Origin of the sequence: Enterovibrio qingdaonensis, from assembly GCF_028683135.1 — a bacterium.
Taxonomy (GTDB): Bacteria; Pseudomonadota; Gammaproteobacteria; order Enterobacterales; family Vibrionaceae; genus Enterovibrio; species Enterovibrio qingdaonensis.
Genome location: NZ_JAJUBB010000023.1, coordinates 31,959 through 45,306, shown reverse-complemented (window position 1 = coordinate 45,306; position 13,348 = coordinate 31,959). Strand labels below are relative to the sequence as shown.

The 13,348-nt window shown below is 46.9% G+C and carries 12 protein-coding genes; 3 read left to right on the top strand and 9 right to left on the bottom strand.

Annotated elements, in window-relative coordinates; translation table 11 throughout:
- Nucleotides 1-20 precede the first annotated feature (20 nt).
- On the top strand, nt 21-1,088 hold the full coding sequence (gene rlmM, locus LRP49_RS21620) for a 23S rRNA (cytidine(2498)-2'-O)-methyltransferase RlmM (RefSeq protein WP_274144890.1): 1,068 nt from the start codon (nt 21-23) through the stop codon (nt 1,086-1,088).
- 45 nt (nt 1,089-1,133) lie between these two features.
- Here the strand turns inward: rlmM and xni are convergent, their stop codons facing one another.
- The 5 genes from xni to queF form a co-directional block, all read right to left on the bottom strand.
- Complete coding sequence (gene xni / locus LRP49_RS21615; protein ID WP_274144888.1) at nt 1,134-1,907, bottom strand: flap endonuclease Xni; 774 nt, start codon at nt 1,905-1,907, stop codon at nt 1,134-1,136.
- Between the two features lie 63 nt (nt 1,908-1,970).
- Nucleotides 1,971-3,341, bottom strand: a complete 1,371-nt coding sequence (gene ppnN, locus LRP49_RS21610) for a nucleotide 5'-monophosphate nucleosidase PpnN (protein ID WP_274144887.1) — start codon at nt 3,339-3,341, stop codon at nt 1,971-1,973.
- A gap of 254 nt (nt 3,342-3,595) precedes the next feature.
- Nucleotides 3,596-5,155, bottom strand: coding sequence for a GGDEF domain-containing protein (locus LRP49_RS21605; protein ID WP_274144886.1), 1,560 nt, complete (start codon nt 5,153-5,155; stop codon nt 3,596-3,598).
- Nucleotides 5,156-5,284: 129 nt separating this feature from the next.
- Nucleotides 5,285-7,579, bottom strand: coding sequence for a tetratricopeptide repeat protein (locus LRP49_RS21600; protein ID WP_274144884.1), 2,295 nt, complete (start codon nt 7,577-7,579; stop codon nt 5,285-5,287).
- Nucleotides 7,580-7,606: 27 nt separating this feature from the next.
- Complete coding sequence (gene queF, locus LRP49_RS21595; protein ID WP_274144882.1) at nt 7,607-8,452, bottom strand: NADPH-dependent 7-cyano-7-deazaguanine reductase QueF; 846 nt, start codon at nt 8,450-8,452, stop codon at nt 7,607-7,609.
- A 62-nt stretch (nt 8,453-8,514) separates the two neighbouring features.
- Between queF and syd the strand changes: the two genes are divergently transcribed.
- Entirely contained in the window at nt 8,515-9,060 is a 546-nt protein-coding gene (gene syd, locus LRP49_RS21590) for a SecY-interacting protein (RefSeq protein ID WP_274144881.1), read from the top strand.
- Nucleotides 9,061-9,066: 6 nt separating this feature from the next.
- On the top strand, nt 9,067-9,840 hold the full coding sequence (locus tag LRP49_RS21585) for a Zn-ribbon-containing protein (RefSeq protein ID WP_274144879.1): 774 nt from the start codon (nt 9,067-9,069) through the stop codon (nt 9,838-9,840).
- A 36-nt stretch (nt 9,841-9,876) separates the two neighbouring features.
- Here LRP49_RS21585 and LRP49_RS21580 read toward each other — a convergent pair whose 3' ends face one another.
- From LRP49_RS21580 to LRP49_RS21565, 4 genes are all read right to left on the bottom strand, one after another.
- Entirely contained in the window at nt 9,877-10,155 is a 279-nt protein-coding gene (locus tag LRP49_RS21580) for a hypothetical protein (protein ID WP_274144877.1), read from the bottom strand.
- A gap of 64 nt (nt 10,156-10,219) precedes the next feature.
- Entirely contained in the window at nt 10,220-10,453 is a 234-nt protein-coding gene (locus tag LRP49_RS21575) for a DUF2789 family protein (RefSeq protein ID WP_274144876.1), read from the bottom strand.
- Between the two features lie 1,509 nt (nt 10,454-11,962).
- Entirely contained in the window at nt 11,963-12,271 is a 309-nt protein-coding gene (locus LRP49_RS21570) for a DUF3301 domain-containing protein (RefSeq protein WP_274144874.1), read from the bottom strand.
- Nucleotides 12,268-13,308: a DUF3549 family protein gene (locus LRP49_RS21565; RefSeq protein ID WP_274144873.1), complete on the bottom strand. Its 1,041-nt coding sequence runs from the start codon at nt 13,306-13,308 to the stop codon at nt 12,268-12,270. The genes LRP49_RS21570 and LRP49_RS21565 overlap by 4 nt, the downstream gene beginning before the upstream one ends.
- Nucleotides 13,309-13,348 lie beyond the last annotated feature (40 nt).

Below are 13,348 nucleotides of genomic sequence, written 5' to 3'. Positions count from 1 at the left end.
CCAGGTAGATAAGGCCTCGCGTGAACCAGATTTTATTGTATTGCCGCCAAGGCTTTGAAAAAGAGTGTGCGGGTGAAATTCAGGACAAGGCAACGGAAGTCGAAGTGTATGGTTTTCCTCGCGTGGAAAAGAACACGGGCTACGTGCTGTTTGAGTGTTACCAGCAAGGCGATGCAGAAAAACTGCTTCAAAAATTGCCGTTAACGTCTCTGATTTTTGCGCGTCAGATGATTGCAGTTGTTGACTCGCTGAATGATCTAGATCCAGGTGATCGCATTTCACCTATTCTTGCGTTGGGCGGCGAGTTACCGAAATGTGGCGATATTCGCGTTGAAACGCCTGATACTGCCCAAGCGAAAGAGCTGTTAAAGTTCTGCCGTAAATTTACGGTGCCGTTGCGTCAAGCATTGCGTAAGCGTGGGGTTTTGCTGGCAAAAGAGAATGCAAAGCAACCTGTGCTGCACGTGTGCTTTACCGCACCGGGTTGTTGTTTTGTGGGCTTCTCACTCAGTAACAACAACTCACCGCATTACATGGGCATTCATCGTTTGAAGTTTCCACCTGAAGCACCAAGCCGTTCAACGCTGAAACTGGAAGAAGCGTTCCATGCCTTCATTCCACGCGAAGAGTGGGATGATCGTATAGCTCCAGGTATGAAAGCTGTGGACTTGGGTGCATGCCCTGGCGGATGGACCTATCAGCTGGTTAAGCGATCTATGTTTGTGCACTCGGTCGATAACGGCGCGATGGCAGAAAGCTTGATGGAAACGGGTCAGGTTAAACACCATGCCGTTGATGGCTTCAAGTTTGAGCCACCAAGAAAGAACATCACGTGGCTAGTGTGTGACATGATTGAAAAACCATATCGTGTGGCGCAATTGATGGGTGAGTGGCTAATTGCTGGTTGGGCAAAAGAGACCATTTTCAACTTGAAACTGCCAATGAACCGTCGCTATGAGCAGGTCAGAGATGATCTACAGAACCTGAAGAAATTTTTGATTGAGAATGGTGTTCGTTTTGAGATGCAAGCAAAGCATCTCTACCATGATCGTGAAGAAGTCACCGTTCACATTCGCGTGATTAAATAACAAAAAGGCAGCCATCTGGCTGCCTTTTTTTCGTCACTTGTCCCGTTAGACATCCGGCGTGAAGCGAATGTCTTGCAGGTTAAACCCTAACGTGATATCGGTTTTCAATGTGGCAACCTGTTTACATTTCAGTGCCAGTTCTTGGTTGCCGTCTAATTTTTTCATCCACTTAGGTTCAATGTCTTCTGCGGAAAACAGCTGTTCTAACGTGCCATAACGTTGCAACAACGTGGCTGCAGTTTTAGGGCCGATACCTGGAACGCCAGACACACCGCTTGAACTGATACCGACCAGTCCCCAATAGTCAGTGAGCTGAGAGGCAAGCACTGAAAACTCCTTTTCAATAAAAGGGGTGTCTAGCCAGCGCTGCTGAAAATAGTCGCGTATCCGAATCGTTGGGTGGAGTAGTTGGCAATAGCCTTTGTCGGTCGAGATAATCGTGACTTGCCCATTATGACTGGCGACTTTCATGGCGAGCGTCGCAATCATGTCATCAGCTTCATCCCCGGAAGACAAGAGAGAATCAATTCCCATGTTCCAGAAGGCATCTTGAATCTTGTCTAGACCCTGCTGTAGAGCCTCAGGCATTGGCTTTCGGCCTTGTTTGTACTCTGGTACTAAATCCGCTCGCCAGCCTCTGTCTTGCTCTGCATGGTCGAAAACAGCCACCATGTGAGAAGGATCTGCTTCTTTAATTATTTTATTAAGTGCACGGCAACAGACTTGGGCGGTACCTGGGATATCATCGGGGTTAGGTTGTGCAGCATGGACGCGGCGGATGAGGTTCATGGCATCGATGATGACAAGGTGGATTGACATGGGTTACCCAAAAAGAATGGCCGGATACGGCCATTCTAATTTGTTGGAAGAGAAAAGAAAGCGTTATCGGCCGTTGGAGCCTTGTACGATTTCATAACAAGGCACGTACGCGGTACCCGGCAGTTTCATGCGTTGTTGCTCGACAAAGCCGCGTAAGAGTTTGTCCATTTTCTTCATCAGAACTGCGTCACCGTTTATCTTAAATGGCCCATGACGCTCAATTTCTCGAATACCTTCTTCTTTCACATTACCAGCCACAATGCCGGAAAATGCTTGACGAAGAGCTGACGCGAGAAGTTCAGTGCGTTGATTCATATGCAAGTCGAGGTTGGCCATATTCTCATGGGTCGGTTCGAAAGGAAGTTGAAACTCGGGCGCAATTTTGAGCGACCAGTTGAACGAGTATGCGTCGCCCGTGGACTGACGGTGCGCTTTAACTGCGGGCATCGCTTGTTTGATAATGCGCGCAGCTTTCGCGGGGTCACCAATCACAATCTCGTAGTATTTTGTGGCCTCTTCACCCAATACATCACGAATAAACTCATCAATGACGCGGAAGTAATTGGCACTTTCTTTAGGGCCTGTAAGCACAACAGGCATAGGTTGTCCGGCATTGTCAGGATGCATCAAAATCCCCAACAGATATAAGAGTTCTTCTGCGGTACCTGCGCCGCCAGGGAAGATAATGATTGCGTGCCCCATGCGTACGAACGCCTCAAGACGTTTCTCGATGTCCGGCATGATTACCAACTCATTCACGATCGGATTTGGGGGTTCGGCGGCAATTATTGAAGGCTCGGTTAACCCCAAAAAACGTCCATCTTTCACGCGCTGTTTTGCATGACCAATGGCGGCACCTTTCATTGGTCCTTCCATTGCACCTGGCCCGCAACCAGTACAAACATTTAGTTCGCGCAAGCCAAGTTCATTACCCACTTCACGAGTGTATTGATACTCAATGGCATTGATGGAGTGCCCACCCCAACAAACTACCAAGTTAGGGTCTTTACCCGGCACCAAGGCTTTGGCGTTACGTAAAATATCGAAAATCAGGTTGGTGATATGACTTGAGTTGGTCAGGTTGAACACTTTTGCATGTTCGAGCTGTACGTTGACATGCACAATATCTCGAAGCACGGAGAACATGTGCTCTTGTATGCCGCGAATAATGCGCCCGTCGACAAAGGCGTGATCGGGCGGGTTTATCAATTCGAGTTTTACCCCTCGCTCACGGCGCATTACCCGGATATCAAAAGTTTTGTATTGTTCTAGCAGTTCTTTTGAGCTGTCTGTGTGGCTGCCAGAGTTCAATACGGCGAGTGAACAATTACGGTAGAGGCGATATAAATCGCTTTTGGCCGTATCTTTGAGTCTGTCGACTTCCAATTGAGAGAGAAGATCCATGGCCCCGACTGGGCTGATATGCGTGATCATAGTCACCTCCTGTGCAGGAAAACACACTAAGGAAAGAGAGAGGCGTTCTTAGGACACCATTTCGTTTTTCGGTTGTTTTTGTTGTTGGCTGGGGCATCCCCAGAAAAAACAGTGTGTTAATTAAACATACACACTGAGATAGGGTTTAGCCAATTATTCAACCAAAAAAGAGAATGCTGTAAGGTAAACGAAACGGAAGGCTAGTCATTCAGTCATAGGGTTCGGGTATTGGAATTCGTCACTGAACAAGCCGGTTATTGAGCCCAAACGAGTTTGTTTCTACCATTGTGCTTGGCGTTGTAGAGCGCACTGTCTGCGCGCTCAAGAACGTCTACGGTGTGGTCTTTGTCCATAAACATGCTCGCACCGATTGAGACGGTAACAGTGAGGCGCTTATTCTTAAACTTAAACGGCAGTTTCGCGACGGTTTCGCGAATATTATCGAGGATCTCAGTGCGCACGTTTTCATCTGCGTCGGGCAACAATACCACAAACTCTTCACCACCAAAGCGTGCGATAAAATCGGTATCGCGCAAGCATTGGTGAATACTGCGCGCGACGACTTTCAAGACTTTGTCGCCAACGAGGTGACCGTATTGGTCATTGACTGATTTGAAGTGATCTATGTCTATCATCGCCAAACAGAACTGAGATTGATAGCGTAACCAGCAACGGTATTCGTGTTCTAACCTGTCATCCAGCGCGGCGCGGTTATACACCTTGGTTAACGGGTCTAACAATAGTTTACGTTCTTGATCACCCAAACGTCGGCGGTAATCCATTGTTTGGGTATAAAGCGCATCGAGTTTTTGTTCGTTATGTTGAAGCTGTTCGAGAAGCTGCTGCTCTCGCTCTTCCAGCTCTTTGTTTCGCGCAACGATGGAGGCGAGGTTGTCAGACACTTTGCTCAAATTCGGACGCAATGCTTCTAATGACTGGGCTTCATTTAGGTGGATCTGCATTTCATCGACAGACAATGCCAACTCTTCATTCAATGAAGTGCGTTGACCCGCAATAAGATGGGTCGCATCAATTGAGCGTCCGTTGTGACGTTGAAGGACTGACAGATCTTCATTGAGTTGGTTCAAAAATGTCTGTGAAGCTTTGCGTTCGTTTCGCGTCCCTTCAAGGATAAGTTGAACGGATTCTAACGTCAGTTCCAACAGTGTTTGTGCATCAGGGGAAAGCAGTAAACGGTTACGGATATCAAGTAATCGATCGCCGACTTCACCATCGAAATCGAGTTCTGTGACGAGGTGTTGCAGCTCGCCAGCTAACTGGTTGATGCGATCGATATTCAGCAGTTCTTTCGCGGTTAAGCCGTTTGATGGCAAAGAAAGAAGCTTTAGCGCTCGCTCATAAAGCTGAAGCAAGGCGACAATTTTTTCTGTATTGCCGTGTGACTCGGTCGCGGGACGTTGGATCAGATTTCGTAAGTCACGTTTTAATTGAGCAGGCAGACCCGGCAGACATTTTAGTGTTTCACCACTTTGCAGAAATTGATGTTCTAAAGCGTCTTTCGCTTTCTCTTGCGCATGAGTATGTTTGTTGACCATTCGCTCTACCAAAGCAAGTTGAGGAATCAATCTCCCTACATCTTCCTGGGCGTCAAGGTCTCGTTGGATCTGAGCCAGCTTTTGGTTGATGAGAGGTTCATCTTGCGCTTGTGAGGCAGCGATAAGACGTGAAATTAGCCTTTTCAGGATCGTCGCTTCGCGCCGCGATTTCAAAGCCAAATCACGGGCGACCAGCTGAGAATGCTGCAACTTTTCTGTCAGTGTGATGACATCTTCATCTGATGAGAAGTTGGACATAAAACGCGACTACATCTCCAAACCCAAACAGTGAAAATTCTCACTGGTAAAACGGGCTGCTAATTCCAAACGCTAAGGCGCAGCGTCTAGCTATAACGGTTTACTACTAGTTTTATCAATTGATTAGCGTCAGTTTTTATCAGAATCGTGAACCGTCTGCCAGTTAATTCCGCCTGTTGCTGAAGTTTTAACCTTTATCAGTCCTGAATTAATTCCATCGAGACAAGCTTGGCGAACATTGGTGTTGGCGAAACATGCAGCAGGTGTTGATTCGATCGCGGTTAAATAGACCCATTGGCTTGTTTCTTCGGCCTTGCAAGCTTGTCTAGCTGCACTGGTGGCCATTAACAGAATATCGATGAGCTCTTTATCATTAATTGAGGTAAAGGCGCGAGGTAGGAATGGATAGTCTGCCATCCCAATCCGAAGGCGGTCGTCGACATCGGAGAGGTTATATTCGTTGATAAAGCCATCCACCATGGCCTGAATTTTCGTTGCCATTGCATCGGGCGTATCTGGGGAGCTGGCGTGGTGCTCGATATAGATAAACATGGCATCAGAAAAGTGATAAAGGCGCGCAGGCTCTTGCGTATGCACCTTGAGGTAATTACCCAAATCTCGCTCGAGTTCGAGACCTTTCAGATAGCCATGCTGCAAGTAGGCGACTTTAAGAAATGGCACTTCAAACATCGCAAAGCTGAGCTTGTCACTTAATGGCTCATGGATCATTTCCCCTAGGTACCACTGTTCGAGTTGGGCACTGCTTTTCGCTAAGGAGTTTGATAATCGATCGTTGAGCATACGCAGGTTGCGTAAGCCACTTCTTGGATGGGTATAGAGTTCTTCACGTAAATCTTCAAGCTGAGATTGTCGTGCGTTAGCGGTGCGATGACGTAACACAAGAATCAGTAAAATGATGCAGAGGCTGCCTAGAAGGAAGAGATTGATTTTCTTCTGCTCTACGATGTCTTGGGTATCCAAAACCTGTTTTTTCTGCATGTCTTCAATTTGCAGCTGCCTTTCGATGACACGTTGACGGTGCTTGAAAGATTCTGCTTCTTGGATCTGACGTCGGCTTTCATTGCGTTGGTTGAGTAAATCGAACCGACGTTGAACCTGAAGTGCTTCTTGAAAAAGCCCTTGTTGTTCATAGGCCTTTGATAATCGAGGCAAGCATTCAAGCATCAGCGCACGATTCTTCAAGGTTTCGGCACCTTGAAGGGCAGCTTTGAGTGATTGCAGTGCGACTTCATTGTTGTCTGTCCGCAAAGCCAGCTCGCCTTTCAGGATTAATGCACGTGTGAGGGGCTCAATGAGCTCGGCATTTTTTGAAATACTGATGGCATTGTCGACATATTGTTCTGCTTGGTTAAATCGAAGCAATTTTAAATAGGTATCGGCAATGGCAATTTTGATATTGGCAATTTTGGGGGCGCGAGCGAGGGTGCTCTCGATATCCAATGCGTTGAAATAATGCACCAACGCAAAATTGTATCGACTTTGCTTGCTGTATATATCCGCCAGCAGCGTCTGCGTTTGTGACAAACCACGGCTTAAGTCGAAATGCTCGTAAAACTCCGCAGCTTGGTTGGCATGTTGAAGTGCCTTATCCAGCACGCCTTGCTGACGGTAGAGTTTTGTCAATGAAACGTTCGAGCTGGCAATTTCAGGTGTAAGGTCATTCTCGCTTGCCAACCAGTAGGCACTTAACAGTTCAGCGAGCGCGCGTTCATAGGATTGCTTTTGTAAAAAGTAATTACCCAATGCAATTTGATAGCGTACTTTTTGCTGGACGTCTGGTTTATCACCGAGCTCACGATAAGCGAGGTCGAATTGATCAAGCGTTGCTTTTTCGCTGCTTGATTTCGACACAATAATCGCTTTTAGTAAGGCAGCCTCAAAAGCTAGGTAGTCCAAACTCTTGCTACGCGTTTCGCCTTTTGGAGGCAACTCTGAAAACAGGATATTGAGTTTTTGTTCGGCAGCGGCAGCGTTTTTATCTAGGTGATAAAACAGGGAAGCCTCAACGAATGCCAGCTCTAATGACATGTGTGACAGGTCATTTTCTTGCACCATTTCTCTTGCGCTATAAAGCGCATTCCAAGCCGCATCGTGATTCCCAATCACACTGTTTGCCTTTGCTAAGACGATATAGGCGTGCACGGTATTCATTGGCGAGCGAATGGAACGATCGGCCTCACTATTCGTATGAATCCTGTTTGTCGTGTCAGCCAATCGACGTTGGACTAAAAATCGCTCTGCAATTTCGATTGATTTCTCCGGTGTGGTGGAGATCATCGTCTCTGCATCAGAGAGTATTGGCGTGGAATAAATCTTCGCGCTGGCCTGAGAGGTCAGCAACAAAGAAATAAGGCAGATTGCCGCAGGAAGTAAGCGCATGGTTCCCGTTAAAATAAAAATCAAGCCGGCTCTATTGGCCGGCTATTGAACTTACTGGCGAGCCAGACGATTGTTTTCACTTGGTGTTTTACCCATATTTGTACGGTATGGGTTAATGTCCAAACCGCCACGGCGGGTATAGCGGGCATATACGGTCAGCAGCTCTGGCTGGCAGTATTTCATGAGGTCAGTGAAAATACGCTCGACACATTGCTCATGAAATTCATTGTGTCGGCGGAAAGACACAATGTAGCGCAGCAGTTTTTCACGATTAATACGTTTGCCTTTATAGGAAATGCGCACTGAACCCCAGTCCGGTTGGCTAGTAATAAGGCAATTTGATTTCAGAAGATTGCTGTTAAGTGTTTCGGTGACCACGGGGCCATCAGCTGCATCTTGAAGCAAAGACGCATCGAACTCATAGTTGTCGACTTCGATATCTTGCTCATCAATATTTTCACCGCCAAACGCAACAACAGAGGCATTGCTGAATTCTTCAAGCGGAAGAATGGTGACATCGACATCCGCGCCTGCGCATGCAGACAGATCTTTTGCCAAGGTATCAACCACTTCTTGCCAGCTTTCAAATTTGGTTTGATTGAAACTGTTCAGGTAAAGCTTGAACGATTTAGATTCAATCAGGTTTGGACTGGTTGCAGGTAAACGCACTTCGCCAATCGCAACTTGTGGCAGGCCTTTCGCATTCAGCCATGACAGTTCGTAGAGCGTCCAAATGTCGTACCCTGTAAAAGGCAGTGAATCTCCTAGGTCTAGGTCATCACGGTTAAGGCTTCGAGGTACAGGTTGCAGCAGTTCAGGTGCATAGTGTTCCTGATAGTCCGTTTTCTGACCTAACGTTAGGCCAGCAAGTTCTTTTGCATCTTGATATTTGCTCATACGGTTTTGCCACGGATCGATTAGAATGCGCAAAGTTTACTGAATCTTGAGGAATCTTGCTAATGAATCACTCTGTCACTACTGCGCTTTGGTCGTTCAGCGAGCGCTTTGTCGAAGCTTGGCAATCACAACATGGCTCAATGCCTCAAAGTGATGCGTATTTAGAGCTCGCATCGCCTTGTGTTGTGCAAGAGACAGATGACGTGGTGATTTGGAAGCCTGTGGCGCGCGACGAACTCGCGGATTTCTCCAATGTTGAAGACGGCATTGGAATCCAGTTACATGATGACATTAAAGCGTTCTATGCCGGGCAGTATTGTGGTGATATGACCGCATGCTTCGAGGGATTGAACATTGAGTTAATCCAAGTGTGGAGTGATGAGGATCTACCTCGTCTACAGGAAAATATCTTGGGTCACCTGCTTATGCAGAAACGATTGAAGCAAAATCCAACCGTTTTTATTGCGTCTACTTATGACGAGCTTGATGTGGTTTCTATTTGTAATGTGAGTGGAGAAGTACTCAAAGAGCGCATAGGTACTAAGCAGCGGCAGGTACTGGCTGATAGCGTTGAGCAATTTCTTTCTCAGTTGAGCCCAGAGGTGTAAGTCAGTATGTACGTCGTCGAACTTACGTTTGAATGTTTTGATAACACGACAATTTCTGCAGTAGATCGTGCCGTGAACGGTTTGATGGATGCGTTGCGTTACAATGGCCAGGTGTTAGGTCGCGAATTCCCAATGGTGATGGGAGATGGCCAGTTCCATGTTCGCGCGGTGTGTCCGGAGAAAGATAGCCTCAGTGCCAAGTACAACAGTCCTCAAGTCAATGGAAAGCTGCGTCAGTTGTCGGACGCGTGTTTGCTCTCACCAAAAGTAAAAGTGCTGGGTCGAGACATCAACTCTGAAGAAAGTGCTGCCGATGAAGCGCGCTCTTGGCAAGTGTTGTACACCACGTATGTACATACATGTTCGCCGCTCCGATGCGGAGAAACGTTGCTTCCTATACCACTGTATCGCATACCAGCGACCTTCAATGGTGATCACAAGGCCGAAGTTAAATGGCAAACGGAATGGCAAGCGTGTGATGAGATTCAAATGGCGGGGGCATTCAAAGCTGAACATGCTGCCTTGGCAGAAATTCAAGATGCTGACAGCCTGTTATTTAGAAAAGGCTGGGATATTCGTGGTCGCATCGAATATTTGACGCAGGTGCCGACGTATTACTACCAATACCGTGTAGGTGGCGAAGGTTTAGCGTCAGAGTTGGCTAGAAAATGCCCGAAATGTGGCGGTGAATGGTTGCAGGAAGAGCCAATCCACGATGTGTTCCATTTCAAATGCGATGATTGCCGAATCGTCTCTAATCTTTCCTGGGACTTTCAATAATGTGCTGCAGCCGATCTACGATCGGCTGCAATCATGTCAATTTAGGCGTTTTTCAAGCGCATTCAATCGCTCAGTTAGGGTGCTGACCTGCTTCTCTAGCTCAGCAATACGCGTTTCTGCATCCAAAGGCGCGTCTACTTTTTCCACTTTCGGTACGGTGCCATTTTTCTTCCAACGCTGGAGTGCGCTGATGATCAGAGGCATAGGAATAGGGGATGTCAGGCGGCTTTTAATCAAAGCAATGCTGGGTTCTTTACCGTCAGAGACTAAAGAGTTAATGGCCTCTTGAAGTTGTGGGGTGAAATCTGTGCTCACGTTTCTTCCTTAATGCAACGTAATGAGGTATTGCCTCTTCTTTGTGCCAAGGATGACACGGGACTTAGGATTTTCGCAACAAGGTATCCAGCATATCGATTTGCTCAACCCAATCAGCGTCTTGTAGCTTCGCTTCTGTCAAAAACTGCTTTTGGCTGACAGACCAAAAGGAAGCCTGTGTTAGATCATCTCCGTCTTCTAACGCATGCGTGTCGATAAACGTATCGATCGATGACTTGTCCGATGGCAGACCAAGCTGTTGAAAAAGGCTTTCAAGATTGTGATTGAATACTTCCATTGGTATACCTCACTGGATGTGTTTTCTCAGTATAGATGGACTCAGGGCAATTTCGTCATCAAAGCGTGTAAGAGATCGCTTACAAGTGGGTAGGAATTTCCATCTTTGATCGTGGGGAATTGTCTTTTTACATTTACCAATCTGATTATTAATCAATGACTTATGACATTCGGTGTTGTTCCAGTGAGAAACTGTGAGTTTGATCGACTGTGGGTGGGTTGTTTAACCCTCTCTTTCACGTAATCTGTTTCTTGTCGACAGGATATCGGCACATGGAACAGGATACGGAAAGGAAACCAAACGCCAGGATGGCAGGTAACAACGGACCCGTTACCATCAAGGACTGACGTATCAAGGACGAAAGGAATTTGCAGTAAACGGGATGTTTGCTGGTCAGGAAGACACAACGGACTCGTCTAAGGACAGATGGCAGGAACACCTTCAGGAAGAAGGCAGGACGTACTCAGGATGAGTAAGAGTCGAAACATGATGCTTCGACGGGTCAAGGTAAGACTAAAGGACACCTCCAGGACGGAGAGTTAAGGACACCGCTGACGGAATCAGCCACTAATCAGGGAAATGATGCAGGGAGCACATTTCGTAGCAGGACAGCTGCAAGTAAGACCATAAGGGCACGACGAACGTCGTGCCCGTTCTTTTTTGGCTTAAGCCATTTACTCCACCGTTCACAACTCCTCGCTATAAATTACTCTAACTCATCAACAGTTTGATGTGTTTTTATCCTATCGTTATCCCACTTACAGCCAGATATTCTTTTTCTCTCGATACTAAGTCATCCAATGGAAAATATTGTGTCGTGACGATGACTCACGTCTTTGTGAGATATCTCTTACACGGGCGTGGGATTCTTCTGATTTATATAGTGATTTTTGGAAGCGTTACATTTAAAAACGCTTTATTTTCATTGCGTTATAGTTTTCTCTAAATGATGCATTCCAAAGTGTGAAGTTGATCACCTGCAGGTTGGTTGTTTTGAAATATGGTTCGCGTAATCTTTGCGGTGTCGGAAGGAACTGACAAACGGAACAGGAACTAACACCACGGACTTTGGTCGCTCAGGATGAGCAGGTAATGCAAGGAATGTGTTACCAGCAAGGAATGCGGAATTAGGGATACGGATGGAACCGTAGCAGTAAATAGGATGTTTACTGGTCAGGACGACACTTAGGACAACCCAGGATGGGGGCTTAAGGAATCACTTCAGGATGAAGTAACGGACACCCTCAGGAAGAGGATGAGAGTCGAGACAGGATGACTCGATGGGTCAAGGCAAGACCGAAGGACACCTCCAGGAAGGAGAGATAAGGATAGTGCTGAAGGAATCAGCCACTGATCAAGGAATGATGCAGGGAGCACATTCGTAGCCGGATAGCTGCAAGTAAGACCTTAGGGCGCGACGAAAGTCGCGCCCGTTCTTCTTTCTGGCACCCAGAAAAAGAACGTTTCAACGCAATAGTCACCCAACACTTCTGCGAGGTGATGCTCGTGCTAGGGCTCCTGGACAGGATACGCTGGCATGTAGACTTCTTGAATGCGTTTTCCCTTCATTACCGCATAGCCTTGGTAGCAATCTAACCCATTAACTGAAAACTCAAAGTAATAGCGGGTCTGAATATTCAGAGGTCCTTTTGGCCAACCAAATGAATGGCTGCCGCGTGCAATAGAGAGCAGTTGAACATCAACTTGCTGACATCGACGCTGGATATGTTGTCTGGCAATCTCTGTCTGGCTCCGCTGTTGCCAGAATAAGGCTCCGATTGCGGTAATGGCGACAATCCAAAAAAGATCGGTGATCATGATTGTCTGACCGATTGTTGGAGTTGTTTAACAGCATCCATTAATGCTGTTGATGCACTGCCGTGTAAAAGCGAGAGTACTTGCGGGCGCAAGCTCGGGATCATCACAAGATCGGCAACCATCTGCTGAAAGAACATTTGATCTTTTTGATCTGCAACCGCAATCAAAAAACGGTCAAGTAAGGCATCGTCATTCAATGCCGTCCAACAGCGTCCAGCAATCGCAATCAGCATTTCTTTATGTTGCAAAGCGGTCTCTTCGAGCACAAGCGATACCATGCTTTGTAATCGTGCTAAGTCAGCTCCAGACAGTGCTCGTAGATAGGCAGTCAGCATAAAAAGGTCAACGTCTTGACTGCTGAGCATTGCCTTCATTTCGTCTTCTAACCGATCAGCAATGGAAGACGGAATATCACAGTGTTCCAAGCATCCCAGCAGTGCGTAACGTGGTGTCTCGGGCATGTGTTTGAGAGATTTACGAACCCGTGTGGTGTTGTTATGGTCATTCATACGTGCGCAGATATCTGCAATGCCTTGCAGCCCAACCCCTTGCCACTCGGACCAATTCAACTCACCGGAAAGATAGTGTTGCGTGTGGTCGTAATATTGGCTGGCGGGTTGCCCCAGTTTTGCGGTGAGAAAGGCATGGAACATCGCCTTTTTGTCATCTTGCGGGTTGTAGGTATATGGGTTGTTTGCCAGCTTTTCTTTTTCTTCATCCGTTGGGGTTTTATCTAAGCTTGCTCCCATCGCTTGCGCAACATATTGAATAAAGTCACCAAGTGCAGCTTGCTTTAACAAACCACGTTCATCCAATGGCATTTTCAAAAACCATACCCAAGGCGATTGCCCCTCTGGCCAAAATGCAATGCCAAACTGCGCATGTTGCTGGATAGGGTAGGGATATGCCACTCGGTTTTCTTCGATGGCCACAAAGTCCCTTTGATTGACCTCTGTCACGCGACGACTGAGGTCGTAGACGACATAGTCACACTTGGCTTGCTCGAAGATGGCATGAAGAGAAAGCGAATTTTCCATATTACTTCTAATGTTGTTGCCAGTAAGTGGCAGTGAGTGA

Excerpts from the sequence above, each read along its gene's own strand:
- xni (WP_274144888.1), bottom strand. The coding sequence starts at position 1,907 with ATGTCAATCCACCTTGTCATCATCGATGCCATGAACCTCATCCGCCGC.
- ppnN (WP_274144887.1), bottom strand. The coding sequence starts at position 3,341 with ATGATCACGCATATCAGCCCAGTCGGGGCCATGGATCTTCTCTCTCAA.
- LRP49_RS21605 (WP_274144886.1), bottom strand. The coding sequence starts at position 5,155 with ATGTCCAACTTCTCATCAGATGAAGATGTCATCACACTGACAGAAAAG.
- queF (WP_274144882.1), bottom strand. The coding sequence starts at position 8,452 with ATGAGCAAATATCAAGATGCAAAAGAACTTGCTGGCCTAACGTTAGGT.
- syd (WP_274144881.1), top strand. The coding sequence starts at position 8,515 with ATGAATCACTCTGTCACTACTGCGCTTTGGTCGTTCAGCGAGCGCTTT.
- LRP49_RS21585 (WP_274144879.1), top strand. The coding sequence starts at position 9,067 with ATGTACGTCGTCGAACTTACGTTTGAATGTTTTGATAACACGACAATT.
- LRP49_RS21575 (WP_274144876.1), bottom strand. The coding sequence starts at position 10,453 with ATGGAAGTATTCAATCACAATCTTGAAAGCCTTTTTCAACAGCTTGGT.
- LRP49_RS21570 (WP_274144874.1), bottom strand. The coding sequence starts at position 12,271 with ATGATCACCGATCTTTTTTGGATTGTCGCCATTACCGCAATCGGAGCC.
- LRP49_RS21565 (WP_274144873.1), bottom strand. The coding sequence starts at position 13,308 with ATGGAAAATTCGCTTTCTCTTCATGCCATCTTCGAGCAAGCCAAGTGT.